Source organism: Rathayibacter tanaceti (genome assembly GCF_001634385.1).
In the GTDB taxonomy this organism is placed as follows: Bacteria; Actinomycetota; Actinomycetes; order Actinomycetales; family Microbacteriaceae; genus Rathayibacter; species Rathayibacter tanaceti.
The window spans coordinates 22,382-42,629 of the sequence record NZ_LIIN01000007.1; the positions used below are offsets into that span (position 1 = coordinate 22,382).

A 20,248-nucleotide genomic window follows, 5' to 3' on the forward strand; every position below is an offset into this window, starting at 1 on the left:
GACCAGCCTACGGGCGCCGCCGTCACCGGCCTCACCGCCGAGCACCGTTACGATCACCTGACGACACCGAGGAGGACGAGCGATGCGCGTCATCATGATGGGCCCGCCCGGCGTGGGCAAGGGCACCCAGGCGACGATCCTGGCCCGCGACCTGGGCGTGCCGGCGATCTCGACGGGCGAGCTGTTCCGCGCGCACGTGGCCGACGGCACGGAGCTGGGCCGGCGTCTGCGCTCTCTGGTCGAGGCCGGCGAGTACGTCCCCGATGAGGTGACGAACACCCTGGTCGCGGAGCGGCTCGACGAACCGGACGCGCACGAGGGCTTCATCCTCGACGGCTACCCGCGCACACTCGCGCAGGTGGACGAGCTCGAGCGGATGTTGCGGGAGCGCGGAGCCGAACTCTCCTGTGTCGTGATGCTGAGCGCCGATCCCGAGGTGGTCCTCTCACGCCTGCACACCCGCGCGGCGGACCAGGGCAGGGCCGACGACGATCCCGAGGTCGTCCGCACCCGGATCGCCGTCTACGAGCGTGAGACCGCCCCGCTCGAGCAGGTCTACACCGAGCGGGGCCTGCTCGTGCGCATCGACGGCTCGGCGACTCCGGAGGAGGTGGCCGAGAGGATCATCGCGGCGTGCCGGCCCGAATGAGCCGACCTGCCGCCACGGGAGGTCAGATCGCCGAGGCGAGGACCTCGTCGAGCGTGGCCGAGGCCTCCTCGTCGGTGCCCTTGAGAGCGAGCGAGAGCTCGGACACGAGGATCTGACGGGCCTTGAGGAGCATGCGCTTCTCACCGGCCGAGACCCCGCCGGCCTGCTCGCGGCGCCATAGGTCGCGGACGACCTCGCTGACGCGGTAGACGCTGCCGCTGGCCATCTTCTCCTGATTGGCCTTGAAGCGGCGCGACCAGTTGCTGGCCTCCTCGGCAACATCGCTGCGCAGGACGTCGTAGACGGCCTGAACGCCCGCGTCGTCGATGATCTCGCGCACGCCGACGAGCTCGGCGTTCTCGACGGGGAGGGTGATGGTGAGCTCGCTGGTGTGCACGTTCATCGTCATGAACGTCTTCTCGACGCCTTTGACCGAGCGCTTCTCGAGTCCCGTGATCGTCACCGCTCCGTGGTGGGGGTAGACCAGGGTCTCGCCGACCTCGAATGTCATCATGTCGTGCCTTTCATCGTGGGGCGTGGGGGGAGTGGGGAAGCAGGGGCCGCAGCGGCGCTTCGGCGAGCCAGGGCGGGAGGAGCGCCACCAGGTGGTCGACGATCTCCTCGTCGGTGCCGTCGAGCGAGCCGGCGAGCCAGGCTCCCGCTACGGCGAGCACCCCTCCCGCGGCGAAGGTCGCGGTGAGGTCGGTGTCGACCTCGGCGGGGACGTCGACCCGGCCGAGCACCTCGCGGTGCAGGGCGAGGGCGGTGCCGAGCACGGCGTCGTCGGAGGCGACGCGGGCAGAGGAACGGGCGCGCAGTCGGGCGTGGAAGGCGTGGCGGTCGACCAGGCGCTCGACCAGACGGGAGTATCCGCGCTGCAGAGCGTCGGCGCCCGTGCGGTCGGCGGAATCGGACTCGGTCACGTCGGCGACCACCAGGTCCTCGCGGAGCAGGGCGGAGGCGACTCCCGCCGCGTCGTCGAAGTGCGCGTAGAACGAGCTGCGGCTGATGCCGGCCTCGCGGACGATGTCGCTCACCGCGATGCCTTCTGCCCGATCCCCGTCGCTCTGCATGACGATGCGCTCGACTGCGTCGAACACGCGTCGCCGGGTGCGGCGGGCACGCGGATCGGCGGATCCCGGTGACGAGGGGGACTCCGCCGCGTGCATGGAGGCGAGGCGAGCGGAAGTCATCGACGGAAGCATACCACTTCCCGGACAGGTGTTCGAGAACGGCCGCTCAGGAGCTGCGAGCGGCCGTCTGCTCCAGACCGGCGATGCGGTCGAGGGCCGCCCGCTCGCTCGGCAGGACGCGACCGAGGTGACGCCGCAGGACCACGAAGAGGAGACGAGTGGCCGTGATCGCCGGCCACCACGGCCGCCGCAGACCGAGCAGGCGCCGCACCTCGGGGGTGAGCGAGGCGACAGCGCCGGCGAAGAGCAACGGATAGACCACGCCCGCCTCGCCGGGCAGCCGGATGTCACGGAGGAAGCCGACCGCCTCGCGAACCCGCTCATCGGGCTTCAGCTCGCCCGCGAAGCCGGCCAGCTGGGCCCGCAGCTCCGCCTCGGTCTCGGGCGGGTGCTCGACGCCGAGCAGACGTCCCGAGGCCGCCCATTCGCGGACGTAGGCATCCGGTCCGCCCGGGATCGCGCCTCCCCAGATCTTGTGCGCCCCGAGGAACGCCTCGGTGAAGGCGTCGTGCACCCAGAGCAGCAGCCGCGGGTCCTGGGCGGAGTAGGAGCGCTCGTGACCGTCGGCGTCGTCGTAGGAGCCGACGATCCGCTCATGGACGCCCGTGACCCAGCCGGCGGCGTCACGCGCGGCGGTCGTGTCGCCGAAGCTCGTCGTCAGCACCCAGCGCACGGTGTTGTCGAGGCGGCCCATCGGATCCTCGCGGTAGCGGGAGTGGTCGTGGACACCGGCCATCGCACCGGCGTGCAGGGTCTGCATCAGCAGAGCGCGCACCCCTGCGACCATCGTGGGCAGGCCGCCGTTGACTGCCCACACCGCACTCCCCGGTCCGAAGAGGCCCGCGTCCTCCCCCGTCTCGAGGGCGACGACCCAGTCGGCGCGGGGACGGGGTCGGCGGCGGCTCATCCGCTCAGTGTGCGCTCGGAGGCTGGGTCGCGGCTGGCGATCCGTCGGAGGGGTCGTCACTCGGCGAGGAGCTCCCGCAGGTCGCCTGCGGTCAGCGTCCGGGCGAAGAGCTCACCCTCGTCGAGGACCGCCGCGCTCAGCCGGCCCTTGCGCTCCTGGAGCCGAACGATCTTCTCCTCGATCGTGTCCTGAGCGATGAGGCGGTACACGTTGACCCGCCGCTCCTGACCGATGCGGTGGGCCCTGTCGACCGCCTGGGCCTCGGCCGCGGGGTTCCACCACGGATCGAGGATGAAGACGTGATCGGCCTCGGTGAGGGTCAGGCCCGTGCCGCCGGCCTTGAGGCTGATCAGGAAGACGGGTGCCGCTCCGGAGCGGAACTCGTCGATCACCCCGACCCGATCCCGCGTCGATCCGTCGAGCTGGACGAACGGGATCCCGCTCGCCCGCAGCCGCTCCCCCGCCCGCTCGAGGTAGGAGGTGAACGTGCTGAAGACGAGCGCTCGCCGTCCCTCGGCGAGGACGTCACCGAGCTGCTCGACCAGCGCCTCGAGCTTGGCGGACGGCACGTGCCGGTACGCCGGGTCGATGAGGGAGGCGTCGAGCGCCAGCAGGCGCAGCAGTGTGAGCGAGCGGAACACGGTGAAGCGCTGACGGTCGAGGTCGTCGACGAGGCCCAGCAGCTTGCGCCGCTCGCGCTGGAGGTAGCCGTCGTAGAGCACCCGATGGCTCGGGGCGAGCACGACCTCGACGGTCTGCTCCTGCTTCTCCGGCAGCTCCGGCGCCACCGCCTCCTTGGTGCGACGGAGGAGGAACGGGCGGAGTCGTCGGCGCAGACGTTCGACCCGGCGGCGCGCTCCCTCGGTGTGGGCGACGGTGCGACCCTCGGAGAGATCGGGCGAGGCGATGCCGACCGGCGCCTCCGCGTGCAGGATCGGCCGGGTGTACTCCTCGCGGAACCGTCGCAGCGGCGGGAGCAGACCGGGCGCCACCAGCGCCACCACCGCCCAGAGTTCGTCGAGGGAGTTCTCGAGCGGGGTGCCGGTGAGAGCGAGGGTGACGGGCGCCCCGACTCCGCGAGCGGCGCGATGCGTCTCTGAGGCGGGGTTCTTCACGAACTGGGCCTCGTCGAGGATGAGAGCCGACCATGTCCGCGATGCCCACCGCTCGCCGCCGAGCCGGAGAACGGCGTAGCTGGTGAGCACCACGTCGGCGTCGGCCGGCACGGCCTCGAGCGAGCCCTCGCGGGAGCTGCGGACGATGTGCACTCGCAGGCTCGGCGCGAAGCGCTCGGCCTCCGAGCGCCAACCCGGCACGACCGACGTCGGCGCCACGACCAGGAACGGCGCGCGGCGCTCCCCCGTGCGACGCGCCTCCTCGACCGCCTCGAGCATCATCGCCAGCGCCTGCAGGGTCTTGCCCAGGCCCATGTCGTCGGCGAGGATCCCGCCCAGACCGCTGCGGAGGCGGTGCACCAGCCAGGCGTACCCCACGCGCTGATAGGGCCGAAGGCCGGTGCGGAGACCTGCCGGCGGCTCCACCTCGGTCGGCGAGCCCGCCGCCAGCGCGGACGCGAGAACATCACGCCACGCGTCGGAGGCGATGCTCTCGTCGGCCAGCTCCTCCAGCTCGTTCCAGAGCGCGGTCTGGTGACGGCCGAGCCGGGGGCCCGTCTCCCACTCGCCGAGCTCGTCGGCGCGGGTCAGCAGCTCGCGCAGGCGGTCGAGGCCGGGGTGGGCGAGCGAGAGGTAGGAGTGGTCGACGAGGCGGATGCGGTCGCCGCCGGACGACAGGGCTCGGAACAGAGGGAGGAAGGGCACGGTCGCGTCGCCGATCGTGACGACCACCCCGAGGTCGAACCAGTCGGCGCTCTCGGTGTCCACAGCCGTGACGGTCATCGTGAGCGGTCCGTTCAGGAGGCGGTAGTCGGGAGCCACGCCCTCGCGCTCCACCCGCACTCCGCCGACACCCTCGAGCACCGGCAGCTGCTCGACCACGAACACCGCGGCCTCGGCTCCCCGCAGGACGGCGCTCGACCCCGGCTCCGGGACGAGCGCGGACCCGGCCTCGGCGAGCACAGAGCGCGCCCTGAGCAGGACGGCGCGCTCGTGGGCCGCGTCGGCGGTGCCGTCGATCTCGCCGGCGCGATCGGGGGATCGCCGCCAGTGCCAGTCGACCCGCACGTCCCGCCGGGGCTCGAACGAGACGGTGCACACCAGTCGGGGCGGCTCGGGCTGGTCGAGCGCGGGCGCCACCCCTTCGTCGCGCAGCGCCACCCGGCTTCGCAGCGCGGAAGGTGCTCGCGGACGAACTCGACGACGTCGTGCGCGGGCACCACCGTGCTGCCGGGGTGATCGAGCAGCCTCAGCTCCTCGTCGCCGAAGGGCAGGGGAGCCGGTGCCAGCACGAGCGACGAGGGATCGTCCGACGTGACGGCGTAGATCCCGTGCCGGGCGATCGGGCGAGCGGACTCGAGCGGATGCTCGGCGCCGTCGATCCGCAGGACGGGCCGCAGGTGCAGCGCGCCCTCCTCCTCGGACACGGTCATCGCGAGGCGGGCGTCGCCCGCGAGCCGGACGGTGCCCTTCTCGGGTGCAAGGAGGGGGATCGCGGCCGCGTGGGCGTGCTCGAGCAGCTGCCAGAGCAGCGGGCTCTCGTAGTCGTCGAGGTGGATCCAGTCCGGATCCTGGCCGAGGTGGACGGTCCGGGTGGCGCGGTGCAGCGCTGCGAATTCGGCGAACCAGCGCTGATGCTCGGGATCGAGCGCGAGCCGGTGGGTCTGGAAGTTCAGCGACTTCCAGGTGAGCGTGCTGCGGTTCCACGCCCCGCCCCTCCCCCGCACCACCGGGCGCGTCGCGAGCCGGTACTCCCGCCGCTCGTCGGGGTCATAGCCCTTCGCGCTGATGCGCTCGCTCGCAGGGGCCCGCCACGGATCGTCGGCGCGACGCACCAGCCGCCGCAGCTCGAACTGCAGGCCGATCGGCGTCAGCACCGGAGCGGCCTCGCCCTCGAGGGAGCCGCTGAGCTCGGCGACGCGGGCACGCCACGGAGCAGAGGGCGTCTCGGAGGGCATCGCACCATCGTGCCACGCACCCCCGACACGCTCGCCGAGCGCCCGCGCGATCCGGGTGACGGGCAGAATCGGAGCATGAGCAGCAGCGACTCCCCCGAGCCCACCGTTCTCACCGTCGGCAGCGAGAGCCTGCGCATCGCGCTGACGACAGCCGGTGCCGAGATGACGTCCCTCCGGGACGGCGAGGGCCGTGAGTACCTCTGGCAGGCCGGCCCAGAGTGGCGCCGCCACGCCCCGGTGCTGTTCCCGATCATCGGCCGGCTGCCGAACGACACGCTCCACCACGAGGGGCTCGACTACCCGATGGGCCAGCACGGCATCGCTCGCGATCGGGTCTTCGAGCTCGCGGGAGTCTCGGCCGACGAGGCCGTCTTCCGTCTGCGGAGCGACCAGGACACCCGTGCGGTGTTCCCCTTCGACTGGACTCTCCTGATCGCGTACGCCGTCACCGGTGCGACCGTGCGGATCACTCAGACCGTCGAGAACCGCGGCGCGGGCCCGCTCGGAGTGTCGGTGGGCAACCACCCGGCCTTCGCGCTGCCGCTGCCGGCGGCACGCGGCGAGCACCGCATCCGCTTCGCGCAGCCCGAGCCGGAGGGGTTCCGTCGCGCGCCGGAGAACCTGCTGCTGGAGCAGCGTCACCCGGCGCCGCTCGAGAACGGTGCGCTGAGGGTCGACGACACGCACTTCGAGCAGGGCGTCATGATCTTCGACGAGTCGCGCCGCCGCTCGCTCCGTCTCGAGGCCGAGGGAGCCGCTCGCTCGGTCGAGGTCGACACGGGCGACTTCGATGTGGTGGGCGTGTGGAAGCCGGTCGGCGCCCCCTTCGTCTGCCTCGAGCCCTGGCGCGGCGTGCCGACGCCGGAGGGCTGGGACGGCGACATCGTCGACAAGCCGCGGCAGCTCGTCCTGGGCGCCGGCGAGCAGCGTTCCCTCTCCTACAGCATCGCGCTGGTCTGACGCTCCTCGCGCTGGATCTGCGCGTCGAGCAGTTCGAAGCGCCGGATGATCAGCCCCTCGCGGGTCGCCCACGGGCAGATCACCAGCGTCTCGACGCCGAGGGCGTCCATCGCCGCCTCGGCCACCAGCGCACCGGCGAGCAGCTGTGGCGCCCGCAGGGCCGAGACGCCCGGTAGGGCCGACCGGTCGGCGGCGCTGATGGCGGCGAGCCGCGAGGACCACAGGCGCAGGTCGACCAGGTGCAGCTCCCGGCGCACCAGCGGTCCCGCTGCACTCGGTGCAGCACCTGTGATCCGCGCGAGCGAGCGGAAGGTCTTGGAGGTGCCCGCGACGAGGTCGGGACGGCCGAGGGAGAGGAAGGCGCGCACCGGCTCCGCGAGCAGCTCGCGGGCGTGACGGCGAGCTGCCTTGACGCTGGTGGCGGAGGCGGGATCGCCGACCAGCAGGTCGCGGGTCACGCGCCCAGCACCCAGCGGCACCGAGACTGCGAGCTCGGGCACTTCGTCGACCCCCTCGCCAGCTCGAACGAACCCCCGCCGATGTCGAGCCCGAGTATCGAGCCCGCCCCCAGCCGAACCAGCGGCGCACGGCGAGGAACGTGGCCGACGCCTCCGCCTCCCCGCCGAGCTCCTGCAGGTGAACCCCGGTCTCGGCGCGCACCCGCTCGAGGACCGCCGCGCCGTTCCCGGCCTCCCGGACCGCGGAGGTGGCGAAGGCGAGCAGGTCCTCCGCGCGGTGCTCGCGGGCGACCTCGGCGGCCTCGGCGACGAACGAGATCAGCTCGCGCTGGCCCTGCTCGGTGATGTCGCCGGCCGTATCCAGGTGGGCGACGAGCGCGAGGCTGCGCTTGTGCGAGCGGTAGGGCACCGGGCGGGCTCCGGGATGCGCGTCGACGAGGAGCAGGTGGACCGTGTTGGAGCCGATGTCGAGTACGCCGAGTCGCATCCGACCACCGTATCCGGCTGAGGAGGGCCGGCTCGTCACCGCGCTCCCGCGGACGACGGAGGGCCCGGCCGCCGAGGCGACCGGACCCTCCGGGGTGTTGGACTCAGTGGTCCCAGTTCTCGACCTTGTCGGCTGAGCTCGAAGAGCCGACGATGTGCACCCGCATGTCGTTGGTGGTGCCTGCGCGCCCGGGGGGCGATCCGGAGACGACGACGACGGTCTCGCCGGGTTCGGCGAGGCCCTCGCGGAGCAGGACCGCGTCGACCTGGGCGAACATCGCGTCGGTGTGGTTCACCCGCGGGGTGACGAACGATTGCACTCCCCAGTTCAGAGCCATCCGGCGACGGACAGCCGGCTCCGGAGTGAAACCGATGATCGGGATGCCGTGGCGCAGGCGCGTCATGCGGCGCACGGAATCGCCGGACTCCGTGAAGACGCAGAGGAATTTGGCCTCGACGAACTCGGCGACCTCGGCGGCGGCCAGCGTGACCGATCCGCCCTGGGTGCGAGGCTTGCTGCCGAGCGGAGGGATGCGCTCGAGGCCGTGCTCCTCGGTGGACTCGACGATGCGGGCCATGGTCTGGACGGTGACGACCGGCCAGGCCCCGACGCTGGTCTCGCCCGAGAGCATCACGGCATCGGCGCCGTCGAGGATGGCGTTCGCGACGTCGGAGGCCTCGGCGCGCGTGGGGCGCGGGCTCTCGATCATCGACTCGAGCATCTGCGTCGCGACGATGACCGGCTTCGCCCAGCGACGGGCGAGCTCCACCGCGTGCTTCTGCACGATCGGCACCGCCTCGAGGGGCAGTTCGACACCGAGGTCGCCGCGGGCGACCATGATGCCGTCGAAGACGTCGATGATCTCCTGCAGGTTGTCGACCGCCTGCGGCTTCTCGATCTTGGCGATGACCGGAGCCTTGCGGCCCTCCTCCGCCATGATCTCGTGCACGCGCGTGATGTCGCTCGCGTTGCGCACGAACGAGAGCGCGATGATGTCGGCGCCGAGGCGGATCGCCCAGCGGAGGTCGTCCTCGTCCTTCTGCGAGAGGGCGGGGACGTTGACCGCGACTCCGGGCAGGTTGATGCCCTTGTTGTTCGAGACGTTGCCGGGCACGACGACCTCGGTGACCACGCGCTGGCCCTCGACGGAGGTGACGCGGACAGCGACCTTGCCGTCGTCGATGAGCAGCATGTCGCCCGGGTTCACGTCGTCCGGGAGGCCCTTGAACGTGGTGCCCGACAGCTCCTTGGTGCCGAGGACGTCCTCGGTGGTGATGGTGAAGACGTCGCCCTCGGCGAGGGCGTACGGCCCGCCCTCGAACTTGCCGAGGCGGATCTTGGGACCCTGCAGGTCGACCAGGACAGCGACCGCGCGACCGGCGTCGTCCGCCGCCTTGCGCACCGTGCGGTAGACGCCCTCGTGGACGTCGTAACTGCCGTGGCTGAGGTTCATGCGGGCCACGTCCACACCGGCGTCGATGATCGCACGAATGGTCTCGTACGACGACGTTGCCGGGCCGAGGGTGGCGACGATTTTCGCTCGTCTCATTGAGGGGGTGCTCCGTTGTTCTGCGCTCGGGGGCGCGTCGTTAGCGGGGAGGGTGAGCTGATTGCTGGCGGGGCGAGACTACCGCGTCCGCGTGGCTAGAGCGTGAAGCCGCGGTCGCCAGGGCGCACCGGCGCGGGCAGCTGAGTGGTGCCCTCCAGGTAGCGGTCGACCTCGGCGGCCACGGAGCGGCCCTCCGCGATCGCCCAGACGATCAGGGACTGCCCTCGACCGGCGTCGCCGGCCACGAACACGCCGGGAACGCTCGTCTCGAAGGCCTCGCCGCGCGCGACGTTGCCGCGCTCGGTGAAGGGCACCTCGAGCTGGCTGCCGAGGTGGTCCGACTCCGGTCCGGTGAAGCCCAGCGCCAGGAGCACCAGGTCGGCCGGGATCTCGCGCTCGGTTCCCGCCTTGGGGACGCGGCGTCCATCGAGATACTCGGTCTCGGCCACGCGAACGGCGCGGACCTCGCCGACCTCGTTCGCGAGGAACTCCACCGTGGAGGCCAGGAAGACTCGCTCCCCGCCCTCCTCGTGCGCGCTCGAGACCTCGAAGACCGTCGGATCCATCGGCCAGGGCTGGCTGTCGGGACGGCGCGAGGGGGGCTGCTGACCGATCGCGAGGTTCGTGACCGAGGCGGCCTTCTGGCGGTGCGCGGTGCCGATGCAGTCGGCACCGGTGTCGCCTCCGCCCAGGACAACGACGTGCTTGCCCTCGGCCGAGATCTGCTCGAAGACGCGGTCGCCCGCGATCGCATGGTTGGACTGCACGAGGTACTCCATGGCGAAGTGCACCCCCGCGAGGTCGCGGCCCGGGATGGGCAGATCGCGCGGCACCAGGGCGCCCGTAGCGATCACGACGGCGTCGTAGCGCGCACGCAGGTCGTCCCAGGTGATGTCCTTGCCGATGTCGACACCGGCGCGGAACCGGGTCCCCTCCGCCTTCATCTGGTTCAGACGCAACTCGAGGTGCTTCTTCTCCATCTTGAAGTCCGGGATGCCGTAGCGCAGGAGCCCGCCGATGCGGTCGTCACGCTCGTAGACGGCGACGGTGTGCCCGGCGCGGGTCAACTGCTGCGCGGCCGCAAGCCCTGCGGGGCCGGAGCCGACGACGGCCACGGTCTTCCCGGTGAGGCGTTCGGGCGGGTGCGGCTGGACCCAATCGTTGCCGAAGGCCTGATCGATGATCGAGACCTCGATCTGCTTGATCGTGACGGCCGGCTGATTGATGCCGAGCACGCACGACGACTCGCACGGAGCCGGGCAGAGCCGACCCGTGAACTCCGGGAAGTTGTTCGTCGCGTGCAGGCGCTCGATGGCCTGGCGGCCCTCGCCGCGCCACATCAGGTCGTTCCACTCGGGAATCAGGTTCCCGAGCGGGCAGCCCTTGTGGCAAAACGGGATGCCGCAGTCCATGCAGCGTCCCGCCTGCCGGCGCAGCACAGCGGAGTCGCCCTGCTCGTAGACCTCTTTCCAGTCCATCAGGCGAACGGACACGGGACGCCGCTGGGGCAGCTCCCGGTCCTGCACCTTCAGGAACCCCTTGGGATCAGCCACCGGTCACCTCCAGAATCCGTCCCCAGACGACGTCGCCGTCAGGATCGAGCCCCTCCTTCGCCGCCGATGCACGCGTCGCGAGCACCGCAGCGAAGTCGCGGGGCAGTACCTTGACGAAACGCGAGACGGTTCCGTCGATGTCGTCGAGCATCCCCTGAGCCAGGAGCGACCCGGTCTCGACCACGTGCCGCTCGAGCAGGTCGCGCAGGATCTCCACGTCGGCGCTGCCGAGCTCGGAGAGCGTGAGCTCGCCGGACGCGAGCGCCTCGCGGTTGACGAGCTCACGACGCAGGCCGTGGATGTAAGCGGTCCCACCCGACATCCCCGCGCCGAGGTTGCGCCCCGTCTCGCCGAGGATCACCGCGAGGCCGCCGGTCATGTACTCGAGCGCATGGTCGCCCACACCCTCCACGACGGCCGTCGCGCCGGAGTTACGGACCAGGAAGCGCTCGCCGACCATGCCGCGCAGGAACATCGTGCCCTGCGTCGCGCCGTAGCCGATGACATTGCCGGCGATGACGTTCGCGGAGGCGTCGAACGTGCTGCGACGGTCGGGCCGCACCACGATCTGGCCGCCCGAGAGCCCCTTGCCCACGTAGTCGTTGGAGTCCCCCTCGAGGCGCAGCGTGATGCCGGCCGGCAGGAAGCTCCGAACGACTGCCCAGCCGACCCGTGCAGCGAGACGACGATGGAGTCGGCCGGCAGGCCGTTCTCGCCATAGCGGACGGTGACCTCGTGGCCGAGCATCGTGCCGACCGCGCGCTCGGTGTTCTTGATCTCGCGCTCGATGGAGACGGTGCCGCGGTGGTCGAGGACGTTCGCGGCGAGACGGATGAGCTCGTTGTCGAAGTGGTGCTCGAGCTCGTGCTTCTGCTGCCGGGCGTTGCGGCGGGGCTCCTCCTCGGAGAAATCGGGGCCGACGAGGATCGGTGTCAGGTCGAGTCCACTCGCCTTCCAGTGCTCGACGGCGCGGTTCACGTCGAGCAGCTCGCGGCGGCCGACGATCTCGTCGAGGCTGCGGTAGCCGAGCTGAGCGAGGTACTCGCGCACCTCCTGGGCGATGAACTCGAAGAAGTTGACGACGAACTCGGGCTTGCCGGTGAAGCGCTTGCGCAGCTCCGGGTTCTGCGTCGCGACTCCGACCGGGCAGGTGTCGAGGTGGCAGACCCGCATCATGATGCAGCCCTCGACGATCAGCGGAGCGGTGGCGAAGCCGAACTCCTCCGCACCCAGCAGCGCCCCGATGACGACGTCGCGGCCGGTCTTCATCTGGCCGTCGACCTGCACGACCACGCGGTCGCGCATGCCGTTGAGCATGAGGGTCTGCTGGGTCTCGGCCAGCCCGAGCTCCCACGGCGTGCCCGCGTGCTTGAGAGAGTTGACGGGGCTCGCGCCCGTTCCGCCGTCGTGACCCGAGACGAGGATGACGTCGGCCAGAGCCTTCGCGGTGCCCGCGGCGACCGCTCCGATACCCGACTGGCTGACCAGCTTGGCGTGGATGCGGGCCGAGGGGTTCGCGCGCTTGAGGTCGAAGATCAGCTGCTTGAGGTCCTCGATCGAGTAGATGTCGTGGTGCGGGGGCGGCGAGATCAGTCCGACTCCCGCAGTCGCATGGCGGGTGCGGGCGATCCACGGGTACACCTTCGTCGGCGGCAGCTGACCGCCCTCGCCGGGTTTGGCGCCCTGGGCGAGCTTGATCTGGATGTCGTCGGCGTGGGTCAGGTACATGCTCGTGACTCCGAAGCGCCCCGAGGCGACCTGCTTGATCGCGGACCGGCGCTCGGGGTCGAGCAGCCGCTCCGTGTCCTCTCCGCCCTCGCCGGTGTTCGACTTGGCGCCGAGGCGGTTCATCGCGATCGCAAGAGTCTCGTGGGCCTCGGGCGAGATGGAGCCGTAGCTCATCGCTCCCGTGGAGAAGCGCTTGACGATCGCCTCGACCGGCTCGACCTCGTCGATCGGGATCGGCGTGCGTCCAGCGGTGTCGAGCGCGAACATGCCGCGGAGGGTCATCAGCGCGCTGGACTGGTCGTCGATCATCGAGGTGTACTCACGGAAGATGTCGTAACGACGGTTCCGCGTGGAGTGCTGCAGACGGAACACCGTGTCCGGGTTGAACAGGTGCGGTGCGCCGTCGCGGCGCCACTGGTACTCGCCGCCGACCGCGAGACGCTCGTGCGCGACCACGGCGCCATCCTCCGGGTAGGCAGCGCGATGGCGCGCGGCGTTCTCCTCGGCGACGACGTCCATCCCGATGCCGCCGAGCTTCGAGACCGTCCCGGTGAAGTACTGGTCGACGAACTCCTGGCTGAGACCCACGGCCTCGAACGTCTGCGCTCCGGCGTAGCTCGACACGGTCGAGATGCCCATCTTCGACATGATCTTGAGCACGCCCTTGCCGAGTGCCTTGATCACATTCTTGACGGCCTTCTCGGGAGAGAGGTCCGAGATCATGCCACTGCGCACCAACTGCTCGCACGTCTCCATCGCGAGGTAGGGGTTCACCGCGGAGGCGCCGTAGCCGATCAGGGTGGCGACGTGGTGCACCTCGCGGACGTCGCCGGCCTCCACCACGAGCCCCACGCGCATCCGGTTCTCGGTGCGGATGAGGTGGTGGTGCACGGCCGCGAGCATCAGCAGCGAGGGGATGGGCGCGAGGTCCTTGGTCGAGTCGCGGTCCGACAGCACGAGGAACTGTGCTCCGGCGGCGATCGCCTCGTCGGCCTCGTCGCACATCGCGTCGATCCGCTCCTGCATCGCGCGGGGGCCCGCGTCGACGCGGTAGAGGCCGCGGATCGTCGTGGTGATGTGGCTCAGCGGGCGCGGAGCGATGTGCTGGATCTTCGCCAGCTCGTCGTTGTCGATCACCGGGAAGTCGAGCACCACCTGGCGCGCGTGCTCGGCTCCGGCCGAGAGCAGGTTGCGCTCCGGGCCGAGACCGAGGCGGAGCGATGTGACGACCTCCTCGCGGATCGAGTCGAGCGGCGGGTTGGTGACCTGCGCGAACGCCTGGGTGAAATAGTCGAACAGGAGGCGGGGGCGCTGGGAGAGCACCGCCACCGGGGTGTCCGACCCCATGGCGCCGAGCGGCTCTGCGCCCGCGCGGGCCATCGGCAGCAGCAGGACGCGGACCTCCTCCTCCGTGTAGCCGAAGGTGCGCTGGCGGCGGTTGACCGAGGCGGGCGTGTGCACGATGTGCTCGCGCTCCGGCAGGTCCTTGAGGTTGATGCGGCCGTTCTCGAGCCACTCCTCGAACGGACCGGACTCGGCGAGCTGCCCCTTGATCTCCTCGTCCTCGACGATGCGACCCTGCTCGGTGTCGACCAGGAACATGCGGCCGGGCTGGAGGCGTCCCTTGCGGACCACCTTCGCCGGGTCGATGTCGAGCACGCCGATCTCGCTCGCGAGGACGACGAGTCCGTCGTCGGTGACGACGTAGCGGCCCGGGCGGAGCCCGTTGCGGTCGAGCGTGGCACCCACGAGCACGCCGTCGGTGAATCCGATCGCAGCAGGACCGTCCCACGGCTCCATGAGCATCGAGTGGTACTCGTAGAACGCGCGGCGCTTGGCGTCGAGCGCTCCGCCCTGGTTCTCCCAGGCCTCGGGAACCATCATCATCACCGCGTGCGGGAGCGAGCGGCCGGCCAGGTTGAGCAGCTCGACGGTCTCGTCGAACGACGCGGAGTCGCTGCGGCCGGGCGAGACGATCGGGAGCAGCGGCGCGAGGTCGCCCAGCTCACGGCTCTTCAACTGCGATTGGCGGGCGCGCATCCAGTTGCGGTTGCCCTGCACGGTGTTGATCTCGCCGTTGTGGGCGATCATCCGGAACGGCTGGGCGAGCGGCCAGGACGGGAAGGTGTTGGTCGAGTAGCGCGAGTGCACGACCGCGAGCTTCGAGGCGAAGCGCTCGTCGGAGAGATCGGGGTAGAACGGCTCCAGCTGCAGCGTCGTCACCATGCCCTTGTAGACGAGCGTGCGGCTCGACAGCGACATGAAGTACACCTCGAGCTCGCGCTCGACGCGCTTGCGGAGGCGGAAGGTCAGGCGGTCCAGGCGGACGGCGGCCAGCGGCACCCCGTTCTCGTCCGTCAGCTCGCTCGTGACGTAGAGCTGCTCGATCGCCGGCATCGCGGCCCGGGCGAGGGTGCCGATCTCGTCGGGCTGCACAGGCACGGACCGCCAGCCGAGCACCGTGAGGCTCTCCTCGCGGGCGATCTCGGCGATCGTCGTCTTCACCCGCTCGCGGGCGAAGAGGTCGACGGGCAGGAAGGCGTTGCCGACCGCGTACTGCCCCACGGGAGGCAGCTCCGCCGGAGCGACCGCGCGGAGGAACTCGTCGGGGATCTGCGTGACGATGCCGGCACCGTCGCCGGTCCCCGCGTCGGAGCCGACGGCACCGCGGTGCTCGAGGTTGCGCAGCGCGTTGAGCGCGGAGTCGATGATGTCGTGGCCTGCGGTGCCGCGCATGGTGGCGACCATCGCGAGACCGCACGCGTCCTTCTCTGCGGCCGGGTCATACATCCCCCGGGCCGACGGCGCGCCGAGGAAAGGCACGACGGGGACCTGGGGCGAGGGCTGGGCGGAGGCCATGGGAACCGTCCTCACGGGGGTGATGGCTGATCGGGACGTCGCTGGCCCGCGGAGGTGGAGGAGGGACGGCTCCCCGATCAGGAGGGCCGCGGGGTTCTGCCGCGGTGCGAGCGTCGCGCGCCGCCGGCGGTGCCTGCACGTCCGCTGATCCGCGGCAGCGCTCGTGGCTGCGCCGCGGTGGGGCGGTCGTGAGGGTGTCCGGCACCAGGCGGGCGATCGCGGAGTCTCCGCGACCTCCGTCAGGTGCGGGAGACCGTCGGCTTCTCGGCGTCGGTGCCGGAAGCAGGGGTGGTGGTGCCGTCGGAGTCTGACTCGACGTCCTCGAATTCTATCCCAGCGGGAGCCGGCGTCCACTCCCGACCCGGCCGGTACGCCGAGGGTTCGGCTCCCGGGTGCTCGCGCTTCTGGATGACGACCAGCACGAGTCCGATGACGACGGCGAGCAGGGCGGCCCAGACATTCGTGCGGATGCCCCAGAAGAACTCGCTGGGGTCGATCCGGATCGACTCGAACCAGACACGGCCCACGCCGTACCAGATCAGGTACGCGGCGAAGACGGTGCCCCACTGCAGCCTGAGGCGGCGTTCGAGCAGCAGGATCACGGCGATCCCGACGACGTTCCAGACGACCTCGTAGAGGAACGTGGGGTGGAAGAGCGTGCCCGCGGGGAGGCCGACCGGGAACGCCGGGTTGGTGGTCTCGATCTCGAGACCCCACGGCAGGGTCGTCGGCAGGCCGAAGAGCTCGTGGTTGAACCAGTTTCCGATCCGGCCGAGCGCCTGAGCGGCGAGCAGGCCTGGCGCGAGAGCGTCGGCGAAGGTCCAGAAGCGGACACCGGTCCAGCGGCAGCCGATGAACGCGCCGACAGCGCCTCCGATCAGACCGCCGAAGATCGCATTGCCACCGTTCCAGATGCGGATGACCTCCCACGGGTCGGCACCGTCGAAGAAGTAGTCGCCCGGGTGCGTGAGCACGTGGTAGACGCGCGCGCCGACGATGCCGAGCGGGACGGCCCAGATGATGATGTCGAGCACGACCCAGGGCTCGGCACCGCGACGCTTCAGGCGCTGGTTGGTCATGATCGTCGCCACGATGATCCCCGCGAGGATGCACAGCGCGTAGGTGTGGATCGCGAGCGTCCAGTTGCCGATCGTGAGGTCGTACTGACTCCACGCTTCGGGGGGGCTCGGGATGCTCAGCGGTACGGACACCGGTACTCGACCTTTCGAAGGAGGGGGTCCCCCGGGCACGGCTGGGCCGCTGCCCCGGTGGGCATCCCGATTGTAGCGGGAGGGGTCAGCGCCCGGAGCGCAGGCGCGTGCCCTCGGCGAGGCCGCGGGAGGTGTCGGCGACGGCGGCGACGCTCCGGACGCGAGGGCGCGCACGAGAGCGGAGCCGACGATCGCGCCGTCGGCGTACGCGAGGATCTCGGCGACCTGCTCCCCCGTCGAGATGCCGAGGCCGACGCAGGCGCTCTCGGAACCGGCGGCCCGGAGGCGGTCGACGAGCGTGCGCGCGGCCGAGTCGACGTCGGTACGGGCGCCGGTGATGCCCATGGTGGACACCGCGTAGACGAAGCCGCGACTCGAGTCGACGGCCTGGCGCAGGCGCGCATCGGTCGAGGAGGGGGCGGCGAGGAACACGCGATCGAGCCCGAGCCGCTCCGAGACGGCGAGCCACTCGGCGCCCTCGTCCGGGATGAGGTCGGGAGTGATCAGTCCGGATCCGCCGGCCTCGGCGAGGTCGGTCGCGAAACGCTCGACGCCGTACTGGAGGACCGGGTTGTAGTAGGTCATCACCAGAACCGGCACGTCGACGCGCGCCCGGATCTCGCGAACCGCCTCGAAGCCGTGGCGCAGACGGAAGCCGTTCGCGATCGCCGCCTGGGTCGCCTCCTGGATCACGGGGCCGTCCATCACCGGATCGGAGTACGGCAGGCCCAGCTCGATCGCGTCGACGCCGTTCTCGGCCATCGCCACCGCGGCGTCGATGCTGGTGGGCAGGTCCGGGAACCCGACGGGCAGGTAGCCGATCAGCGCTCCCGCCGCCTCGGCGTTGCGCCGTCGGACGGTCTCGGCGACGCTCGGTCCGCGGCCGCTCACGACTGCACCGCGCCCTGGTCCATCAGGCCGAAGTAGTGGGCGGCCGTCGTCATGTCCTTATCGCCGCGACCGGACAGGTTCACCAGGATGGTCGCCTCCGGACCGAGCTCTCGACCGAGCTCGAGCGTGCCGGCCAGAGCGTGAGCGGACTCGATTGCGGGGATGATCCCCTCGGTCCGGCTGAGCAGCATCAGCGCGTCCATCGCCGCGGAGTCGGTGACCGCGCGGTAGTCGGCGCGGCCGATGCTGGCCAGCCAGGCGTGCTCGGGGCCGATCCCCGGGTAGTCGAGGCCGGCCGAGATCGAGTGCGACTCGACGGTCTGACCGTCCTCGTCCTGGAGCAGGAGCTGCGGGCCCCGTGCAGGACGCCGGGTCGGCCCTTGCTGATGGTCGCGGCGTGGCGCGGGGTCTCGATCCCGTCTCCGCCGGCCTCGAACCCGACGAGGCGCACCTCCGGGTCGTCGAGGAACGCGTGGAAGATGCCCATCGCGTTCGAGCCGCCGCCGACACAGGCCGTCACCGCGGTGGGCAGCGATCCGGTCAGCTCGAGGACCTGCTCGCGCGCCTCCTCGCCGATGATCTTCTGGAAGTCGCGCACGAGCGCCGGGAAAGGGTGCGGGCCCGCGACGGTGCCGAAGATGTAGTTGGTGGTGCCGACATTGGTGACCCAGTCGCGCATCGCGTCGTTGATCGCGTCCTTCAGGGTTCGCGAACCGGTGGTGACGGGGATGACCTCGGCACCGAGCAGGCGCATCCGGGCTACGTTCAGCGCCTGCCGCTCGGTGTCGACCTCGCCCATGTAGACGACGCAGTCGAGCCCGAAGAGCGCGGCGGCCGTCGCGGTGGCGACACCGTGCTGGCCCGCGCCGGTCTCGGCGATCACCCGGGTCTTGCCGATGCGCTTCGTGAGGAGCGCCTGGCCGAGCACGTTGTTGATCTTGTGCGAGCCGGTGTGGTTGAGGTCCTCGCGCTTGAGGATGATCCGGGCTCCGCCCGCGTGCTCGGCGAAACGCGGCACCTCGGTGATGATCGACGGGCGTCCGGTGTAGCTGCGGTGCAGCTCAGCGAGCTCGGCCGCGAACGCCGGGTCCGCCTTCGTGCGCTCGTACTCGGCGCTCAGTTCGTCGAGCGCCTCCACGAGCGACTCGGGGACGTAGCGCCCGCCGAACTCGCCGAAGTAGGGTCCGAGTTCGTCCCGGAGTGCCATGGGGTACCGCCTAACGGTGATCAGGAGGCCAGGAAACTGGCGAGGGTGGAGACGGGATCGCCCCCGGTGACGAGCGCCTCGCCCACGAGGACGACATCGGCGCCGGAGCGGCGGTAGTGGGCGACGTCGTCGGCCGAGAGGACGGCCGACTCCGCCACCTTCACCGCGTCGCCGGGGAAGCGCTCGGAGAGGCGACCGAAGAGGTCGCGGTCGAGCTGGAAGGTGGAGAGGTCGCGGGCGTTGACGCCGATGAGGCGCGCACCGAGATCGGCAGCGCGCTCGAGCTCGTCGGCCGAGTGGGTCTCGACGAGGGGGGTCATCCCCAGCTCGAGCACCAGCGCGTGCAGCTCGGCGAGCAGGGGCTGCTCGAGCGCCGCGACGATGAGCAGGACCAGGTCGGCGCCTGCGGCTCGGGCTTCGAGCACCTGATAGGGCTCGGCGATGAAGTCCTTGCGCAACACAGGGATCGCCACGCGCCCCCTGACCGCCTCGAGGTCGGCGAGGGACCCCTTGAAGCGGCGCTCCTCGGTGAGGACGCTGATCGCGCTCGCTCCCCCGAGCTCGTATTTCCCGGCCAGCTCGGCGGGGACGGGGATGTCGGCGAGTGCCCCGCGCGACGGGCTGGCGCGCTTAACCTCGGCGATGATCTTGACCCGTTCGGCCGAGGCCAGGGCCGCCAGCCCGTTGAGGGCGGGCGACTGGGCGAGAGCCCGACGCTCGACGGTCGCGAGCGGGACGCTCTCGCGGCGGCGGGCTGCGTCGGCGAGGGCTCCGGCGGTCAGATCGGCGAGCACCTAGGCGCGCGCCTTCGGGTTGGCCTTCGCGCCGTCGACGCCGTAGCCCGCCTTGGCCATGCCGATCCCCACGAGCAGGCCCACCACGACCAATCCGGCCGAGAGCCAGACCACCAGCGGCACGTCGAACCAGAACGCGATCGTGCCGATAGTGAACCCGGCCAGCATGATGACGACGGCCGTCCACGCTGCGGGCGAGTGGCCGTGATTGTCGTCGTCGTGCTCGGTGCTCATGGGTCTCCTCCTGGGGGGCATCGGGACCAGAGCAGTCTAGCGTGCGGGCTCAGCGGACCCGGTCCGGGGTGTGGCGCGGCGGCGGGACGCCGACGCCTCAGCGGGCGGACGTCGGATCATCACCGCGGGAGAGCTCGTCCCACGAGAGGACCGGATCGATGTCGCCGTCCTCCGTCTGCACGCGGGAGGCGCCCTGGCCGTAGCCGTCGGCCGGCTCGAACCGCGAAGCCCGCTTCGCCGCAGTGCCGGGCCAGCGGCGCACGGTGACCAGCACGCCGATACCGAGCACGGCCGTCGACACCCCGCAGAGCAGAGCGACGACCGGCCATGCCGTCGACGAGGACGAGGCGACCAGTGCCGCGACGGACTGCTCGCCGGCGATCGCCGTCGCGTCGGTGACGAGCGACGCACCCGCGCGGACCGGGTCGCCCAGCGCGGTCGCCGCCGCGAGGACGACCGAGCCGCCGAGGACCACCTGGAGCAGTCCCAGCACGA

The 20,248-nt window shown here is 71.1% G+C and carries 13 protein-coding genes and 4 pseudogenes; 2 read left to right on the top strand and 15 right to left on the bottom strand.

Translation table 11 applies throughout. The annotated features are described in order from the left end of the window. Nucleotides 1–82 precede the first annotated feature (82 nt). Complete coding sequence (locus ACH61_RS01945) at nucleotides 83–649, top strand: adenylate kinase (RefSeq protein ID WP_068207910.1); 567 nt, start codon at nucleotides 83–85, stop codon at nucleotides 647–649. A gap of 22 nt (nucleotides 650–671) precedes the next feature. Here the strand turns inward: ACH61_RS01945 and ACH61_RS01950 are convergent, their stop codons facing one another. Genes ACH61_RS01950 through ACH61_RS17200 form a run of 5 tightly spaced genes read right to left on the bottom strand, consistent with a single transcriptional unit; the run spans nucleotide 672 to nucleotide 5,822 of the window. Further along, entirely contained in the window at nucleotides 672–1,160 is a 489-nt protein-coding gene (locus ACH61_RS01950; protein WP_068207950.1) for a CarD family transcriptional regulator, read from the bottom strand. 13 nt (nucleotides 1,161–1,173) lie between these two features. Next, entirely contained in the window at nucleotides 1,174–1,842 is a 669-nt protein-coding gene (locus ACH61_RS01955) for a TetR/AcrR family transcriptional regulator (RefSeq protein ID WP_161489615.1), read from the bottom strand. Between the two features lie 46 nt (nucleotides 1,843–1,888). Beyond that, nucleotides 1,889–2,749: an oxygenase MpaB family protein gene (locus ACH61_RS01960; RefSeq protein WP_068207916.1), complete on the bottom strand. Its 861-nt coding sequence runs from the start codon at nucleotides 2,747–2,749 to the stop codon at nucleotides 1,889–1,891. Between the two features lie 56 nt (nucleotides 2,750–2,805). Continuing rightward, nucleotides 2,806–4,746 carry a DEAD/DEAH box helicase gene (locus tag ACH61_RS01965; protein ID WP_161489616.1) on the bottom strand — a complete coding sequence of 647 codons (1,941 nt, stop codon included), beginning with the start codon at nucleotides 4,744–4,746 and terminating at the stop codon, nucleotides 2,806–2,808. Beyond that, nucleotides 4,662–5,822: a hypothetical protein gene (locus ACH61_RS17200; protein WP_161489617.1), complete on the bottom strand. Its 1,161-nt coding sequence runs from the start codon at nucleotides 5,820–5,822 to the stop codon at nucleotides 4,662–4,664. The genes ACH61_RS01965 and ACH61_RS17200 overlap by 85 nt, the downstream gene beginning before the upstream one ends. A gap of 75 nt (nucleotides 5,823–5,897) precedes the next feature. Between ACH61_RS17200 and ACH61_RS01970 the strand changes: the two genes are divergently transcribed. After that, a complete protein-coding gene (locus tag ACH61_RS01970) occupies nucleotides 5,898–6,782 on the top strand; it encodes an aldose 1-epimerase family protein (RefSeq protein ID WP_068207953.1) in 885 nt (294 codons plus the stop codon). Here ACH61_RS01970 and ACH61_RS15970 read toward each other — a convergent pair. The 10 genes and pseudogenes from ACH61_RS15970 to ACH61_RS02020 all read right to left on the bottom strand — a co-directional run. After that, nucleotides 6,761–7,727 (bottom strand): annotated as a pseudogene (locus tag ACH61_RS15970) (Ppx/GppA family phosphatase). The gene ACH61_RS01970 and the pseudogene ACH61_RS15970 overlap by 22 nt on opposite strands. Nucleotides 7,728–7,830: 103 nt before the next feature. Next, nucleotides 7,831–9,276, bottom strand: coding sequence for a pyruvate kinase (gene pyk, locus ACH61_RS01985; protein WP_068207926.1), 1,446 nt, complete (start codon nucleotides 9,274–9,276; stop codon nucleotides 7,831–7,833). A 95-nt stretch (nucleotides 9,277–9,371) separates the two neighbouring features. Continuing rightward, nucleotides 9,372–10,829, bottom strand: a complete 1,458-nt coding sequence (locus tag ACH61_RS01990) for a glutamate synthase subunit beta (RefSeq protein ID WP_068207929.1) — start codon at nucleotides 10,827–10,829, stop codon at nucleotides 9,372–9,374. Beyond that, a pseudogene (gene gltB / locus ACH61_RS01995) lies at nucleotides 10,822–15,416 on the bottom strand (glutamate synthase large subunit). The gene ACH61_RS01990 and the pseudogene gltB overlap by 8 nt, the downstream one beginning before the upstream one ends. A 239-nt stretch (nucleotides 15,417–15,655) precedes the next feature. Next, nucleotides 15,656–16,615, bottom strand: a complete 960-nt coding sequence (gene lgt, locus ACH61_RS02000; protein ID WP_082844939.1) for a prolipoprotein diacylglyceryl transferase — start codon at nucleotides 16,613–16,615, stop codon at nucleotides 15,656–15,658. 97 nt (nucleotides 16,616–16,712) lie between these two features. Further along, a pseudogene (gene trpA / locus ACH61_RS15975) lies at nucleotides 16,713–17,518 on the bottom strand (tryptophan synthase subunit alpha). Next, nucleotides 17,515–18,725 (bottom strand): annotated as a pseudogene (gene trpB, locus ACH61_RS02005) (tryptophan synthase subunit beta). Before trpB ends, trpA begins: the two co-directional pseudogenes overlap by 4 nt. A 20-nt stretch (nucleotides 18,726–18,745) precedes the next feature. Next, nucleotides 18,746–19,519 carry an indole-3-glycerol phosphate synthase TrpC gene (gene trpC / locus ACH61_RS02010; RefSeq protein ID WP_068207931.1) on the bottom strand — a complete coding sequence of 258 codons (774 nt, stop codon included), beginning with the start codon at nucleotides 19,517–19,519 and terminating at the stop codon, nucleotides 18,746–18,748. After that, complete coding sequence (locus ACH61_RS02015; protein ID WP_068207933.1) at nucleotides 19,520–19,753, bottom strand: DUF6704 family protein; 234 nt, start codon at nucleotides 19,751–19,753, stop codon at nucleotides 19,520–19,522. Between the two features lie 97 nt (nucleotides 19,754–19,850). Further along, a partial coding sequence (locus tag ACH61_RS02020) for a Trp biosynthesis-associated membrane protein (protein ID WP_161489618.1) occupies nucleotides 19,851–20,248 on the bottom strand: 398 nt, incomplete at its 5' end.

What these genes read in the sequence shown, in the direction of transcription:
- ACH61_RS01945 (WP_068207910.1), top strand. Translation starts at nt 83, where the DNA reads ATGCGCGTCATCATGATGGGCCCGCCCGGCGTGGGCAAGGGCACCCAG.
- ACH61_RS01950 (WP_068207950.1), bottom strand. Translation starts at nt 1,160, where the DNA reads ATGACATTCGAGGTCGGCGAGACCCTGGTCTACCCCCACCACGGAGCG.
- ACH61_RS01955 (WP_161489615.1), bottom strand. Translation starts at nt 1,842, where the DNA reads ATGACTTCCGCTCGCCTCGCCTCCATGCACGCGGCGGAGTCCCCCTCG.
- ACH61_RS01960 (WP_068207916.1), bottom strand. Translation starts at nt 2,749, where the DNA reads ATGAGCCGCCGCCGACCCCGTCCCCGCGCCGACTGGGTCGTCGCCCTC.
- ACH61_RS17200 (WP_161489617.1), bottom strand. Translation starts at nt 5,822, where the DNA reads ATGCCCTCCGAGACGCCCTCTGCTCCGTGGCGTGCCCGCGTCGCCGAG.
- ACH61_RS01970 (WP_068207953.1), top strand. Translation starts at nt 5,898, where the DNA reads ATGAGCAGCAGCGACTCCCCCGAGCCCACCGTTCTCACCGTCGGCAGC.
- pyk (WP_068207926.1), bottom strand. Translation starts at nt 9,276, where the DNA reads ATGAGACGAGCGAAAATCGTCGCCACCCTCGGCCCGGCAACGTCGTCG.
- ACH61_RS02015 (WP_068207933.1), bottom strand. Translation starts at nt 19,753, where the DNA reads ATGAGCACCGAGCACGACGACGACAATCACGGCCACTCGCCCGCAGCG.